We start from the raw sequence: 13,868 nt of genomic DNA, 5'->3' as shown, positions 1-13,868 counted from the left end.
TCTTATGAATTTGCTATTAGTACGTTTTCTTATAGCGCTTTTTCTTTCTTATCCTGTGATAAGTATTGCCCAAGAAAGAGAGAATATAGAGGAAACGCTTACCAATGATAAAATAGACTCGCTTCTTAAGCGAGCTGTAATTGCAGTTTCTGATCGCAATTACAATCAAGCCATTGATATACTAAAGTATTCTAGAGACCTTGCAACTGGCATAGGCCACACAAAGCGCATAGGTCTTGCATCTGGAACTCTTGCAAAACTTTATTTCCAACTTAATGATTACGAAAAAGCTCTTGTTGAAAACGAACGCGCAATAGCTTTACAGAAAGAAACTAAAAGCCTCGATCTCTTAGGACAGAGTTACATCACAGCCACTCAACTCGCTCTTATAAAAAAAGATACAACAACCGCTCTAACCTATATTGCAAATGGTATTGTAACTCTAGAAAACAGTAATCGAGACGACCTTAAAGCCCAACTACACACGTTAAAAGGTGACATTTTAAGAGATAGCGAAAGTCACCTAGACGCCATTTCATCTTACAATAAGAGTATTGAATACGCAAAAAATGAAAAAAGTGACTATCTAAAAACTCAAGCCCTGACTAATAAGGCATTAAGCCTTGCTCAATTGAGAAGACTTGAAGAAGCAGATGAGACATTATTAGAAGTTGAATCTTTGTTAAGTTCTAATAATTATCCCAGCATAAATAGTACACTTTTTAAAGTTAAGCACCTTGTTGCGCAAGGACGAGGCAACTACAGAGAGGCTAATGATTATTTAACATCATATTATCAGGCAACAGATCAAAATACACTAAGCACAGTGTCAAGCGTTCCATTACCTACATCAGAGAGCCCAGAACTTGATGAAATGGTAAAACGACTAGAAAAAACTATTGAAATCGAAGAGGATAGAAACTCTAGAGCAATGAGACTTACACTTGTACTCAGTATTGCCCTCTGCTCTATCCTTGCCTTGCTTACCTTATCATTATACAAGAATAACAACCTTAGAGCAAAAGCTAATGAGCTTTTGCAAGCTAAAAACGTAGAGCTTGTAATTGCAAGAGATAATGCAGAAAAAGCGTCCATGGTAAAAGCCCAGTTCTTGTCCACAATAACGCATGAGCTACGAACACCTATGTATGCTGTTACAGGATTAACACACTTACTCCTTTCTGAAAACCCAACAGAAGATCAGAAAAAGCACCTTGACTCTCTCAAATTTTCTGGAGAGTATCTACTTTCCCTTATAAATAACATACTTGACCTCAATAAACTAGAGGCAAATAAAGTAGAGGTAGAAGAAACAGCATTTAACATTAAAAAACGTATTGAAGATGTGTTATTTGCCTTAGGTAAATCTGCTAGAGATAAAGGAAATAAATTACATATTGACTTTGATCCAAATATCCCTACAGAACTTCTGGGAGATCCATTAATGATTTCTCAAGTACTAATCAACCTAGTAGGAAACGCGATAAAATTCACTCGAGATGGTGACGTATGGGTTCGCGTACAGAAGATTAGCCAAGGCGAATCAGACATTAAACTACACTTTGAAATTGAAGATAATGGCGAAGGAATTTCAAAAAAGAAACAAAAGACAATTTTCCAAAACTTCACTCAAGGCTCTGTAGCTATTAATAGAAAATTTGGCGGTACAGGCTTAGGGCTATCTATTGTTAAGAATCTACTAGACCTACTTAATAGCGAGATATTATTAGAAAGCACCTTAGGCAAGGGAACTACTTTTAAATTTGATCTTAATTACAACTTGATCAAGACACTACCAGGTGAAGCAAATGCAAATGAAATCGTGTACGAAATAGATTATAATGCCCTTGAGAATCGTCACATACTTGTAGTAGAAGACAATAAGATTAACCAGATGATTACTCGGAAGATTCTTGAAAAGAACAAAATCACCTGCGAAACAGCTGATAACGGGGAGATTGCTGTTGAAAAAGCACGCACAGAAAAATTTGACCTTATTCTAATGGATATACATATGCCTGGAATAAGTGGCATAGAAGCTACAGAACAAATTCGTTTGTTTGATAAAGACATCCCTATACTAGCACTTACCGCTGTTACGATAGACGAAAACATTGATGAATTCCATGCTGTTGGATTTAATGACATTATCCCTAAACCATATAAGGTAGAAGAGTTTTTCCAAAAAATCTACAACGGACTTAGAAATAGCAAAGTACTTAGCTAAAACGCTCTGTTGAAATTTACTTGCTTTTAAAAACCTGAGACAAAGTTTTTAATCTCTCCAGATAACAACTCTTCACCATCCAGAAATTGCGCCTTTATAGGCAAATAGAACAAGTCCCTCATCTTAAGCAAAGGACGAAGTCTTACATAATCTTTTTCTGTAGTAAGGATACAATCTAATGTTTCAAGCATTTCGATCTCAGAGCTTGTAAAATTATGATGATCTCCATACGCCTCATGAGAAAATGACAACCCTTGACTAGCTAAATACGCCGACAGCGGTTTAGGGTTTGCAATTCCCGTTACTAGCGTAACCTTTTTAACCTTAAGACGGTTTAACGGTACGGGCCCTAGAGCAGAATATACCTTCTCATCATATGAGATTGTTGAAAAATATACTTGCTGAGTTTTATTTACATTTAAAGAATCAACAATAGATAGTTGTTCTTGTGAACTTAAATTCTCTGGACATTTAGTTACAACTACGACCTCTGCCCTACTTGCGCCAGCTCGAGGTTCTCTTAAGTTTCCAGCAGGCAGCAAGAAGTCGTTGCTATACAAATCACTATATGCTGTTAATAGCATATAAAACCCAGCCCCTACCTTTCTATGCTGGTAAGCATCGTCTAAAACTACAACTTCAGGTGGATCAACTTTTGACAACAAGGTTTCGATTCCTGTTTGACGATCTTCACAGACTGCAACTTGGATATTATTAAATTTTTGAGCAAACTGCAATGGCTCATCACCTACCATAGTTGCTTGATTTTCTGGATTAACATCCAGATATCCTTTCGTTTTTCGTCCGTAGCCCCTACTTAGCGTAGCTACTCGGTAATCATCCTGTAAAAGCCGAACTACAAACTCAGTCATTGGGGATTTCCCAGTTCCTCCCACACTTAAATTACCCACACATATCACTGGAACATCATATTTTTTTGACTTAAATATTCCGGTGTCATAGAGCTTATTTCGCGTAAGCGTAACTAAATAATAAATTCCCGCAACGGGAAATAACAAGAGACGTAGTTTTCTCATAAAACGAAGGTATCATTTTTTATCTTTACGCTTATGAAGGTACAAGATGTAAGTAATTTAATTAATGAATGGGCACCACTTGCTTATGCAGAAGATTTTGACAATGTCGGTCTTCTTGTAGGTGACCCTTACCAAGAAGTGAGCAATATTCTTGTCTCACACGATGCACTTGTAAATGTAGTTGATGAGGCAATTGCAAAAAAATGTAATCTCATTGTTTGCTTTCATCCTATAATTTTCTCAGGATTAAAAAGGCTTACATCAAGCAACTATGTACAAAGAGTAGTTCAAAAGGCCATTAAAAATGATGTTGCCATTTTTGCAATTCACACAGCATTAGATAACGTAGAACACGGTGTTAACTTTGGGATGTGCAAAGCCCTCAATCTATCAAATACTAGGATTCTAAGCCCTAAACAACATCATATTTACAAACTCACCACTTATGTTCCCCACGCTTCTGTAAAGAGCGTTACTGATTCATTATTTCAAGCTGGAGCTGGAAGTATAGGCAATTATGAAGAGTGTAGCTTTGAAGTAAAAGGTCAAGGCTCTTTTAAAGGAAATGAAAACTCTACCCCTGTGATAGGGAGTAGAGGCACAAAACATATTGAACCAGAGACACAAATACATCTTACGTTTGAAAAACACCTTAAGTCTAAAATTTTACAAACGCTTTTTGAAAATCATCCTTATGAAGAAGTTGCATATGAGATTACCTCACTAGAAAATACGCTACAAAGTGTAGGCATGGGTATGTTAGGTGAGCTTGATAAAGAAATGAGTGAAATGGATTTTTTAGCTTTCGCGAAAGCGCAATTTAAAACAGGTGGTATACGTCATTCACAATTGTTGGGTAAGCCTGTAAAGAAAATAGCCGTACTAGGAGGCAGCGGAGCCTTTGCCATCAAAAGTGCAAAAGCTCAAGGAGCCGATGTACTAGTTACTTCAGATTTAAAATATCACGACTATTATCAAGCTGAAAGCCGCATCCTTTTGTGCGATGTGGGACATTATGAAAGTGAGCGATATACGAAAAACCTAATATGCGATTATCTTACAGAAAAAATTAGTACTTTTGCAATCATTTTATCTGAGGAAAATACCAATCCTATCAACTATTTTTAACGTATGGCAAAGAAGAAAGAAGCAACAGTAGAAGAAAAACTACGCTCGCTTTACGATTTACAACTTATAGATTCACGTGTGGACGAGATCCGCAATGTACGTGGAGAGCTTCCACTGGAAGTTGAAGACCTTGAAGATGAAGTAGCTGGTCTTAACAAGCGCATCGAGAAGTTAGAAAACGATTTAAAATTGGTAGACGACTCTATCAAGGCTAAAAAAATCCAGATAGATGACTCAAAAGCATCTATTAAAAAATACTCTGAGCAGCAAAAAAACGTACGTAACAACCGTGAGTTTAATGCTTTGAGCAAAGAAGTAGAGTTCCAAGAACTTGAAATTCAACTTGCAGAGAAAAATATCCGTGAGTATAAAGCACAGATTGAGCAAAAAGGAGAAGTTATCACGCAAACTAAGCAACGCCTTGGAGAACGTGAGAATCACCTTAAGCACAAGAAAAACGAGCTAGATGCTATTCTTTCTGAAACAGAGAAAGAAGAACAAGCACTTCTAGCTAAAAGTGCAGAATATGAAACTAACATTGAAGACCGTTTAGTTAAAGCCTACAAGAGAATTCGTTCTAGTGTACGTAACGGCCTTGCTATTGTACCTATAGAGCGTGGAGCATCTGGGGGATCTTACTTTACAATCCCACCACAAGTACAGGTTGAGATTGCTGGACGTAAGAAAATTATCACAGATGAGCATTCTGGTCGTATCTTAATAGATAGCGAACTAGCAAACGAGCAACATGAGAAAATGGTAAAGCTTTTTAAGAAGCTCTAACCACTTTTCCTTACAACATTAAAAAGTCTTCTATTTATAGAGGGCTTTTTTTTGCCTATTAGTTATAATAAGGATATTTTATAATTACAGAATAGGACAATCATAGATTAAATGACGAGTGCTTATAACATATGACCCATTTTGATTAACAAAACCATAACAACAATCTCAACTCTTATGGTGTACTTTTATAGACTTTAAATAAACATTTATGAAATTACTTGCCTCCCTTGCTACACTCATTACTTTTATGGCTTGCAACCATGATCCTAAACCTATGACTGAGCCTACAGCTATGCTTAACCCAGTAGAAACGACGTTTCAAGATGGGATGAGTAGAGCATATTTTGCTAGTGGATGTTTCTGGTGTGTAGAGGCAGTTTTTGAAAGGGTAAAAGGTGTTGACGAGGCAGTAAGTGGCTACAGTGGCGGCAAAGAAGACAATCCAACTTACAAACAAGTGAGCTACGGAAATACAACTCATGCTGAAGCTGTGGAAGTAATTTATGACCCAAAGGTAATCTCTTTTCAACAGCTGGTAGATGTGTTTTTTGGATCACAAGACCCTACTACAAAAAATCGTCAAGGCCCAGATGCTGGACCTCAATATCGTTCTATCGCTTTCTATCAAAACGATAGCGAGAAAAAAATAATAGATGAAACTATTGCTGCCTTAAATGAATCTACATACAATGGTCGCATAAGCACTCAAGTGCTACCGTTTCAAAAATTTTGGATTGCCGAAGACTACCACCAAGATTACGAGAAAAACAATCCAAATAACCCATATATTCAAAATGTTTCTATCCCAAGATATAGACGTTTTGCACAGAAATTTCCAGAACTACTTAAAGAGGATGCGCACTAAACTTTAGTAGCTTTTATCTCAAAAATTAATGGATATAAATGGTCTTTACTTTCGTAAAGGCCATTTTCATTTATAACCAAATCCGGAAGAACATCATAAGGAGAAGCATGGTGCTCTCTTAAAAATTCTACTTTGAGACCGGCATCTATAAGAGCTGTAACCACTTCACCTAAACCGTGATTCCATCCGTACTCCTTACTTATCATCGTCGCATGTGGCTGAGCATAAGTGCCCTCATATTCTTCGTAAATTGGCTCATCTTGGTTGTAGCCATATTTCATTACAGGCCTATCTCCTGTATAATCAAACATCCACACGATGGGGTGAAACTCTACCATATAGAACGTTCCTCCACTCTTTAATCGTTCTGCAATCACAAGCGCCCAAGGTTTTAAATCTGGCAACCACCCTATCACACCATAACTTGTAAAAACAACATCAAACTGCTCTTTAATATGTATTGAAGTATCGAGAACATTACAACACACAAATTCGGCAGACAAACCTAGTTGTTTGTTTAGCTTTCGCGAAAGCGTAATTGCCTCCTCACTAATATCTACTCCTGTTGCCAGAGCACCCATCCTTGCCCAACTCAACGTATCTTGTCCAAAATGACACTGAAGATGGAGTAAACTTTTACCATTTACATCTCCCAAAGCATCAAGCTCATAGCTATTAAGAGAATTTTTACCATCTAAAAATGATGGCATATCATAGAAGCTACTCTCTGCATGTATAGGGACTTTCTTTTCCCAAGTTTCCTTGTTTGTGCCAAAGTAATCCTGAAACTGCTCTTTCATAATCCGTATTTTTGGAAATAATGAAAAAGATACTACATTTTGACGACGACGCAATTAGCGCAATGGATAAGCGTTACCGTGCGAACTTTATTAATAGTGTTACGGGATATAAAAGCGCCAACCTGATAGGTACTATATCTAAGGATGACCATGAAAATCTAGCTGTTTTTAGTTCTGTCACACACATAGGAAGTAGCCCTGCTATGTTAAGCTTTATCATGAGACCTACTACGGTCCCTAGACATACATATAAAAACATTAAAGAGACGGGAGTTTTTACAGTGAACCACATTAATACTGAAATCATCTCACAATCACACCAAACAGCTGCAGCTTACGAGGAAAACGTTTCAGAGTTTAACGCTACCGGATTACAAACTGAATATTTAAATAACTCGAAAGCACCATTTGTAAAACAAGCACATATTAAAATTGCCTGCGAATACGTAAATGAATACAAAATTGAGGAAAATGGGACTATTTTAATGATAGGAGCTATTAAGGAAATCTTTATACCAGATAACTGCCTAGATGAAGATGGATGGATTGATCTAGAAGCATCTATGGGAGTAACCATAAACGGACTTGACGCTTATGCTTCTCCAAAACTTATAGACAGATTTTCTTATGCAAAACCTGATAAGCAAACCACTTCTATCAAGAAGTAACAATGCTCATCTGTTTTAATACTATCTTTGTAACACCCATTTATTCCTAAGAAAAATCCAGGAAACAATTAAAAACTAAACGATGAAACTTTCTAACATACCTAAAATAAAACATACAGATTCCAATAACTTTTTCCTACTATGTGGCCCATGCGCTATAGAAGGAGAAGATATGGCAAAGCGCATTGCAGAGAAGGTGGTAAAAATTACCGACACTCTAAAAATACCATATGTTTTTAAAGGAAGTTTTAGAAAAGCAAATCGTAGTAGAGTAGATAGTTTTACGGGTATAGGAGATGAAAAAGCTCTTGAGATTCTAGCAAAGGTTTCTGCAGAATTTGATGTACCTACTGTAACAGACATTCACGAAAGTTCTGATGCTGCTCTCGCAGCACAATATGTAGATGTATTACAAATTCCTGCATTTTTAGTAAGACAAACTTCTCTTGTAGTCGCTGCTGCCGAAACAGGAAAAGTAGTAAACCTAAAAAAGGGACAATTCATGTCTCCAGAATCTATGAAGCATGCTGTACAAAAAGTGCATGACACAGGTAATGAAAATGCTTGGATTACAGATCGCGGGACTATGTTTGGTTATCAAGATATGATTGTAGATTTTAGAGGAATTCCTACGATGAGACAGTATGCCCCTACGGTACTTGATGTTACACATTCTTTACAACAACCTAATCAATCAAGTGGAGTTACTGGTGGAAGACCAGATATGATTGAAACTATAGCAAGAGCCGGAATTGTAAATAATGTAGACGGACTGTTTATTGAAACGCACTTTGACCCTGCAAATGCAAAAAGTGATGGCGCAAATATGCTTGACCTTGCATATCTTGAGCAATTATTAAGCAATCTCGTAGCGATTAGAAAAGTCGTAAACACACTTTAAATTTAAGACAAACCCAAACCCTCAAATACGCTTTAAAATCTCAAATATAAGAGAGCATAACTTCTATTAATTAAAAGTTTGCTTAACATATATTTCTCATCACTGTCTACTGCTTTTTCGTAACTTCGTTTTATATGTTAAAACAGCAACTTAATTTTAAACTTTCGCAAAAGCTTTCTCCTCAGCAAATCCAGCTGATGAAGCTTATCCAACTTCCTACGCAGGCGTTTGAACAAAAAATCAAACAAGAGCTGGAAGAAAATCCCGCGCTCGATAGCGGCAAGGAGGAAGTACAAGATGATTTTGAAGAGTTTGACAATACTGATGACTTCGATGAAGCGCCAGAAGTTGAAATTAATGTGGATGATTACCTAAGTGATGATGAAATCCCAGAGTATCGCCTGAGCGCAAATAATTATAGTGCAGATGATGAGGACAAACAAGTCCCTTATGCTTCTGGAACATCATTTAATCAATATCTAAAAACACAACTCAATACCGTAAGAATATCTTCTGAAGAGCGCGAGGTGGCCGAATTTATCATAGGCTCTCTAGATGAAGCAGGATACCTGAGACGTCCGCTAGCAGATCTTATGGACGATCTAGCTTTTACTCAAAACATCTACACATCTGAAGAGGTTATAGAAAAAATGCTTTTTAAAGTGCAAGATCTTGATCCTGCAGGTGTCGGCGCACGTAATTTACAAGAATGTCTGGTGCTACAACTAGATAGAAAACCAGCTACAAAATCTGTATCGCTAGCTGTTGACATTCTTGAAAAGTCTTTTGACCATTTTAGCAAGAAGCATTACAAAAAGCTTATGGCTAAGTTCCACATAACCGAAGAGGAACTTAAAGATGCTATTAATGAGATAGAGCATCTTAATCCAAGACCAGGAGGATCATACTCTAGTAACACAAAAATAGTAGAGCACGTTGTTCCAGACTTCACCATACGCATAGTAGATGGCGAGCTAGAACTCTCACTAAATGGTCGTAACGCCCCAGAACTTAAGGTCTCTCGAGATTATAGTAACATGCTTAAAGGTTACAAAGAATCTAAGGAGCGCACCAAAGCACAGAAAGATGCGGTAATGTTCATTAAGCAAAAACTTGATGCAGCCAAATGGTTTATAGAAGCCATTATACAGCGACAGCAAACACTTTTTGTCACTATGAGTAGCATCATGCATTATCAAGAAAAATACTTCTTGACTGGCGATGAGCGCAACCTAAGGCCTATGATATTGAAAGATATCGCTACAGAAATTGGAATGGATGTATCCACCGTTTCTCGAGTAGCAAATAGTAAATATGTAGACACACCTTACGGAACAAAACTTATTAAAGAGTTCTTTTCTGAGAGCATGACAAATGATCAAGGTGAAGAAGTATCTACACGTGAGATCAAAAAAATCTTAGAAATGGTTATCGAGGAAGAAGATAAGCGCAAGCCTCTTACAGATGATAAACTTGCGGGCATTTTAAAAGAAAAAGGATACCCTATAGCACGTAGAACGGTAGCTAAATATCGCGAACAACTAGATCTTCCAGTAGCGAGATTACGTAAACAGATTTAATGAAATTTTTAATACGTAGCTTTTCCTATATTTTTCACCCTCTATTTATGCCGCTGAGTGGTGTTTTGTATTACTTCTACATTTCACCTAGATATTTTAATAATGAGTTCATGTACTCTAAAGTTTTTGCGGCGGCTATAATGACCACTGTAATACCCATTTTAAGCTTCTACATGCTTAAAAACCTACAACTCGTCTCAAGTATACACCTCAAGGATGTAAGGGAGCGCAAATGGCCGCTACTTATGCAGATGGTATTCATCTTTCTATTAATAAGATTAATATTTGACGGTTATGAGATTCCCGCACTTTATTTTTTCTTTGTCGGAATTTTAGGAGCTAGTTCTGGAGCATTCTTACTATCTCTTTTTAAGTTTAAAGCAAGTCTTCACATGATAGGACTCTCGGGAGTTTTATTCTTTATTATAGGACTCAGTCTTCACTATGGCTCAAACATGCTTCCCTGGATTGCAGTCGGGATTTTTGCTTGTGGCGCAACAGCTACATCGAGACTCGATGCAAAAGCCCACACTCCTATTGAACTTATTTTAGGATTTATAATAGGTGCCGCTTCGCAGTTTCTAGTTTACCCCTATTGGCTATAATAATAATAGTAGTAGTAGTAGTAGTGTCACGCTTTCGCGAAAGCGTACACTTATAAGAAGTAAAAAATTAATCCCAAACGAATCACCTGAAGGTTGACGTTATCGCCATCTATTTGCGCGCCGTCATTAAATAGGGTGCTTAAACCATAATACCCTTGAAAATTAAAAGCTCCGTAGCCAAAAGAGAATGATGGTCCGTACTGAAAGTTATTTATCTCAGGTAAATCTGTACGAACAACATCAGAACTCGCATCTTGAAAAGTAGATTTGAACCTGAATAAATAACCTAATTTTACTCCAGTATGTATACGCCAAAAACTGTACTTGGTCGTTGTAGATGTGCGCCATCTATATTCAAGAGGAAACTCAAGAGTATATGTAGTAAATCTATTTACATCTTCGTTTATCTGATCATCAAGGATTTCATAATTTGTCACATTACCCGCGACTTCGTCGCGTATAAATAAGTTTTGATTATACGTATCTAGCGCAAGACCTATTCCCACACCAATAGCTTTATTCCGGCGCTTATTGATTGGAAAATCCCTAATAATTCCAGCCTGTATTCCGGCACTAAGACCATTTTGACTAAAGTCTGCTGGCTTATTACTTAATAAATTAAATGTAACACCTACATAGACTTGATCTTCTCTATACAAGGAATCAACCTCCTCCTCATACGAAATAGCTTCCTCTTGAGCCATAAGACCAATAGTGAGAAATAAAATGGTTAAAAATAGGTAGTATTTCAAGTGGAAGAATTTGTAACAAATATAAGAGAAATGACAATGAGTATTGAAAATAAAAAAACGCCTTGAGTTACCTCAAGACGTTTTTTTACTAATTTAATATAGGACTATTGCGTTACAGCATCATCCGTTTGTGTGGTAATATAAATTACCTTAAGCATGTTTGCTTGTCTAAGCTCCTGCTTTACGTCATATACCAAACCTGAATTAGTTTCCTTATCTACTTTAAAGGCAACCATTACACGGTCTTTAAGCTCATCTCTAAGCTTTTCACGCTCTTCGAGTATTGCTGGTTGTACTTCGTTTATGTTTACAAACTTGTCTCCAATTTGTATTTTCCCTTCTGTACCAAGGTTCTTATATCCCTCTCCTGGAGTACCAGCAAAGATGTATACACTTCGATCCTTTTTAAGCTTCTCAGTTTGATCTGCTGAAGGTAAAATTTGAGCTACTTTAACGTCATTTTTACGTAACACCGTAGCTACCATAAAGAAGAATAATAACATAAATACAATATCTGGTAAGGAAGCAGTATTAACCGCTGGTAATTCCTTAGCACCGCCTTTTCTAAATTTTGACATATTGTTATTGTTTTTATATTAGTTATTAGGGTCTACTTCAGAAAGCTTCTGAGGATACATGTTCTTGATAATATCAAGTTTTTTCTCAGTTGCATCTTCGTTACCCTTAAAAACACCTTCATCTATCGCTTTACTTACTTCGGTGTACTTCCACCCGTATAAACGTTGCGATTCTCTATCACGTAAGAAATTATATGCTCCTACTAGCTCATTTTGAACTGTAATAAAAGACTCGTAAGATGACTCACGAAGACTCTTTACAGTAACAATAGCCTTATCAGGATAATCCGATGAACTCGGATTACGTTCTCCCTGACAATAGTCACAATACCCTTCTTGTCCTTTTGGTACTCCCCCATTATCTAGGAAAGCAATGGCTGCTGCTTGAAGATCTTTCATCTCCATAGGCTCATTTTCAACCAAAAGCTGTTCTTCATTGTTTACAATAACAACAAAAAGGTTCTTTTCTTTTATGATAGGAGGCTCCACATTCTCAGGTTGCTCTGGCGGTAACGCTCTTACTAGACCTCTATCTTTTTCAATGGTAGTAGTTACCAAGAAGAAGATAAGTAGTAAGAATGCGATGTCTGCCATAGACCCTGCATTAATTTCTGGTGCATTTCTCCTAGCCATAATTATTTATTTACAAGTTTCTTAGCTCCAGAAATAACCATTAATACAATTGCGACAGCCGCAAGAATAAAGAATGCATTAATACCAGCGCTTACCCATTGTGAACCACTAGCAGATAGAATTTCTCCGTCTTTCATTGCAACTTCTTCTGCTCCGCTTGCAGCGAAGTAAGATATAGCAACTACTAACAAGAATGCTCCAGCACCTATTAGTGTATTCTTTGCGTTACCCGAAAATAGACCTTTGATAACAAAAATCGCTACGAGTATTACTGCGATACCTATAACTATCCATGCAAGGAGAATCATGATATCAACAAGGTTCTGTGAGTCACCACCTACGATGGCTTCATTGTTTGCCCATACCATACCAGCAACAACAAGTGCTACGATACCTACGATACCAACAATGAGTTTTAAAATTTTATGTAATCCCATAATATGTATGAATTTTTAAGATTACTATATATTACTTCTTGTAACGTACAAGCATGTCCATCAATGTGATTGATGCATCTTCCATATCGTTTACGATACTGTCAATTTTTGCAATAATATAGTTATAGAATATTTGAAGAATAATAGCCACAATCAGTCCAAATACTGTTGTAAGAAGTGCTACTTTAATACCTCCTGCTACAAGAGCTGGATTCATATCACCCGCTGCTTCAATTCTATCAAAGGCTTGAATCATACCGATTACCGTACCCATGAAACCAAGCATTGGTGCAAGAGCGATAAATAATGAAATCCAAGATACGTTCTTTTCAAGTTGTCCCATTTGAACACCACCATAAGCTACAACAGCTTTTTCAGCAGCTTCTACTCCTTCATCTACACGGTCAAGACCTTGGTAGTAGATAGAAGCAACAGGCCCCTTAGTGTTACGACATACTTCTTTTGCAGCTTCAACACCACCACTATTTAATGCATCTTCAACATCTTGAGCTAACTTCTTAGTGTTAGTAGATGCTAGGTTAAGATATATAATACGCTCAATAGCAATTGCAAGTCCTAAAATAAGACATAAAAGTACAATCCCCATGAATCCAGGACCTCCTTCAATGAATCGTTTTTTCAAATCTTGCGTAAAAGAAAGCTCTTCTGCTACGGCTTCATCTTGAAAAGATGCACCAGAATCTACATTCGCAACGATTTGTTGGATTTGTACTGGAAGGGTTGTTTGTGCGTTACTGGCGTTTGCTGTGAATGTGCTTAACACTACTACAGCGGCAATTGCCATGATAGAGAATAATTTTTTCATTGCTCTTGATCTTAAAGTTTAAATTAGTAAAGGGTTAAATATAGT

At 37.0% G+C, this 13,868-nt stretch carries 15 protein-coding genes; 8 read left to right on the top strand and 7 right to left on the bottom strand.

Translation table 11 applies throughout. The annotated features are described in order from the left end of the window. The first annotated feature begins 4 nt into the window (after positions 1–4). Positions 5–2,227 carry a response regulator gene (locus KRODI_RS08880; RefSeq protein WP_013751265.1) on the top strand — a complete coding sequence of 741 codons (2,223 nt, stop codon included), beginning with the start codon at positions 5–7 and terminating at the stop codon, positions 2,225–2,227. 26 nt (positions 2,228–2,253) lie between these two features. On the opposite strand, the gene lpxK is transcribed toward KRODI_RS08880, so the two are convergent. After that, on the bottom strand, positions 2,254–3,264 hold the full coding sequence (gene lpxK / locus KRODI_RS08875) for a tetraacyldisaccharide 4'-kinase (protein ID WP_013751264.1): 1,011 nt from the start codon (positions 3,262–3,264) through the stop codon (positions 2,254–2,256). Between the two features lie 33 nt (positions 3,265–3,297). Between lpxK and KRODI_RS08870 the strand changes: the two genes are divergently transcribed. The 3 genes from KRODI_RS08870 to msrA all read left to right on the top strand — a co-directional run bounded on the left by KRODI_RS08870 (position 3,298) and on the right by msrA (position 6,043). Beyond that, entirely contained in the window at positions 3,298–4,392 is a 1,095-nt protein-coding gene (locus KRODI_RS08870) for a Nif3-like dinuclear metal center hexameric protein (RefSeq protein WP_013751263.1), read from the top strand. A gap of 3 nt (positions 4,393–4,395) precedes the next feature. Further along, positions 4,396–5,175, top strand: a complete 780-nt coding sequence (locus KRODI_RS08865) for a zinc ribbon domain-containing protein (RefSeq protein WP_013751262.1) — start codon at positions 4,396–4,398, stop codon at positions 5,173–5,175. Positions 5,176–5,386: 211 nt separating this feature from the next. Continuing rightward, the gene (gene msrA / locus KRODI_RS08860) at positions 5,387–6,043 is read left to right on the top strand and encodes a peptide-methionine (S)-S-oxide reductase MsrA (protein ID WP_013751261.1); all 657 of its coding nucleotides are present in this window, start codon (positions 5,387–5,389) and stop codon (positions 6,041–6,043) included. On the opposite strand, the gene KRODI_RS08855 is transcribed toward msrA, so the two are convergent. Continuing rightward, positions 6,040–6,843, bottom strand: a complete 804-nt coding sequence (locus tag KRODI_RS08855) for a class I SAM-dependent methyltransferase (RefSeq protein ID WP_013751260.1) — start codon at positions 6,841–6,843, stop codon at positions 6,040–6,042. The two genes, msrA and KRODI_RS08855, sit on opposite strands and share 4 nt — an antisense overlap. A 20-nt stretch (positions 6,844–6,863) precedes the next feature. Here KRODI_RS08855 and KRODI_RS08850 point away from each other — a divergent pair, with 20 nt between their 5' ends. From KRODI_RS08850 to KRODI_RS08835, 4 genes are all read left to right on the top strand, one after another. Beyond that, positions 6,864–7,511, top strand: a complete 648-nt coding sequence (locus KRODI_RS08850; protein WP_013751259.1) for a flavin reductase family protein — start codon at positions 6,864–6,866, stop codon at positions 7,509–7,511. An 82-nt stretch (positions 7,512–7,593) separates the two neighbouring features. After that, entirely contained in the window at positions 7,594–8,412 is an 819-nt protein-coding gene (kdsA, locus tag KRODI_RS08845) for a 3-deoxy-8-phosphooctulonate synthase (protein WP_013751258.1), read from the top strand. A gap of 134 nt (positions 8,413–8,546) precedes the next feature. Beyond that, positions 8,547–9,992, top strand: coding sequence for an RNA polymerase factor sigma-54 (rpoN, locus tag KRODI_RS08840; protein ID WP_013751257.1), 1,446 nt, complete (start codon positions 8,547–8,549; stop codon positions 9,990–9,992). Continuing rightward, positions 9,992–10,597: a hypothetical protein gene (locus tag KRODI_RS08835; RefSeq protein ID WP_013751256.1), complete on the top strand. Its 606-nt coding sequence runs from the start codon at positions 9,992–9,994 to the stop codon at positions 10,595–10,597. Before rpoN ends, KRODI_RS08835 begins: the two co-directional genes overlap by 1 nt. 50 nt (positions 10,598–10,647) lie before the next feature. Here the strand turns inward: KRODI_RS08835 and KRODI_RS08830 are convergent, their stop codons facing one another. The 5 genes from KRODI_RS08830 to KRODI_RS08810 all read right to left on the bottom strand — a co-directional run bounded on the left by KRODI_RS08830 (position 10,648) and on the right by KRODI_RS08810 (position 13,823). Then, positions 10,648–11,349 (bottom strand): porin family protein, encoded by a 702-nt coding sequence (locus KRODI_RS08830; RefSeq protein WP_013751255.1) that lies wholly within the window; start codon positions 11,347–11,349, stop codon positions 10,648–10,650. Positions 11,350–11,453: 104 nt separating this feature from the next. Continuing rightward, positions 11,454–11,927: an ExbD/TolR family protein gene (locus tag KRODI_RS08825; RefSeq protein WP_013751254.1), complete on the bottom strand. Its 474-nt coding sequence runs from the start codon at positions 11,925–11,927 to the stop codon at positions 11,454–11,456. Between the two features lie 18 nt (positions 11,928–11,945). Continuing rightward, positions 11,946–12,560 (bottom strand): ExbD/TolR family protein, encoded by a 615-nt coding sequence (locus KRODI_RS08820; RefSeq protein ID WP_013751253.1) that lies wholly within the window; start codon positions 12,558–12,560, stop codon positions 11,946–11,948. 2 nt (positions 12,561–12,562) lie between these two features. Next, a complete protein-coding gene (locus tag KRODI_RS08815; RefSeq protein WP_013751252.1) occupies positions 12,563–12,997 on the bottom strand; it encodes a hypothetical protein in 435 nt (144 codons plus the stop codon). A gap of 31 nt (positions 12,998–13,028) precedes the next feature. Next, the gene (locus tag KRODI_RS08810) at positions 13,029–13,823 is read right to left on the bottom strand and encodes a MotA/TolQ/ExbB proton channel family protein (RefSeq protein ID WP_041295665.1); all 795 of its coding nucleotides are present in this window, start codon (positions 13,821–13,823) and stop codon (positions 13,029–13,031) included. Positions 13,824–13,868 lie beyond the last annotated feature (45 nt).

The organism is Dokdonia sp. 4H-3-7-5 (assembly GCF_000212355.1).
Lineage (GTDB): Bacteria > Bacteroidota > Bacteroidia > Flavobacteriales > Flavobacteriaceae > Dokdonia.
This window is presented reverse-complemented; position numbering and strand designations above follow the sequence as displayed.

What these genes read in the sequence shown, in the direction of transcription:
- KRODI_RS08880 (WP_013751265.1), top strand. Translation starts at nt 5, where the DNA reads ATGAATTTGCTATTAGTACGTTTTCTTATAGCGCTTTTTCTTTCTTAT.
- lpxK (WP_013751264.1), bottom strand. Translation starts at nt 3,264, where the DNA reads ATGAGAAAACTACGTCTCTTGTTATTTCCCGTTGCGGGAATTTATTAT.
- KRODI_RS08870 (WP_013751263.1), top strand. Translation starts at nt 3,298, where the DNA reads ATGAAGGTACAAGATGTAAGTAATTTAATTAATGAATGGGCACCACTT.
- KRODI_RS08865 (WP_013751262.1), top strand. Translation starts at nt 4,396, where the DNA reads ATGGCAAAGAAGAAAGAAGCAACAGTAGAAGAAAAACTACGCTCGCTT.
- msrA (WP_013751261.1), top strand. Translation starts at nt 5,387, where the DNA reads ATGAAATTACTTGCCTCCCTTGCTACACTCATTACTTTTATGGCTTGC.
- KRODI_RS08855 (WP_013751260.1), bottom strand. Translation starts at nt 6,843, where the DNA reads ATGAAAGAGCAGTTTCAGGATTACTTTGGCACAAACAAGGAAACTTGG.
- KRODI_RS08850 (WP_013751259.1), top strand. Translation starts at nt 6,864, where the DNA reads ATGAAAAAGATACTACATTTTGACGACGACGCAATTAGCGCAATGGAT.
- kdsA (WP_013751258.1), top strand. Translation starts at nt 7,594, where the DNA reads ATGAAACTTTCTAACATACCTAAAATAAAACATACAGATTCCAATAAC.
- rpoN (WP_013751257.1), top strand. Translation starts at nt 8,547, where the DNA reads ATGTTAAAACAGCAACTTAATTTTAAACTTTCGCAAAAGCTTTCTCCT.
- KRODI_RS08835 (WP_013751256.1), top strand. Translation starts at nt 9,992, where the DNA reads ATGAAATTTTTAATACGTAGCTTTTCCTATATTTTTCACCCTCTATTT.
- KRODI_RS08825 (WP_013751254.1), bottom strand. Translation starts at nt 11,927, where the DNA reads ATGTCAAAATTTAGAAAAGGCGGTGCTAAGGAATTACCAGCGGTTAAT.
- KRODI_RS08820 (WP_013751253.1), bottom strand. Translation starts at nt 12,560, where the DNA reads ATGGCTAGGAGAAATGCACCAGAAATTAATGCAGGGTCTATGGCAGAC.
- KRODI_RS08815 (WP_013751252.1), bottom strand. Translation starts at nt 12,997, where the DNA reads ATGGGATTACATAAAATTTTAAAACTCATTGTTGGTATCGTAGGTATC.
- KRODI_RS08810 (WP_041295665.1), bottom strand. Translation starts at nt 13,823, where the DNA reads ATGAAAAAATTATTCTCTATCATGGCAATTGCCGCTGTAGTAGTGTTA.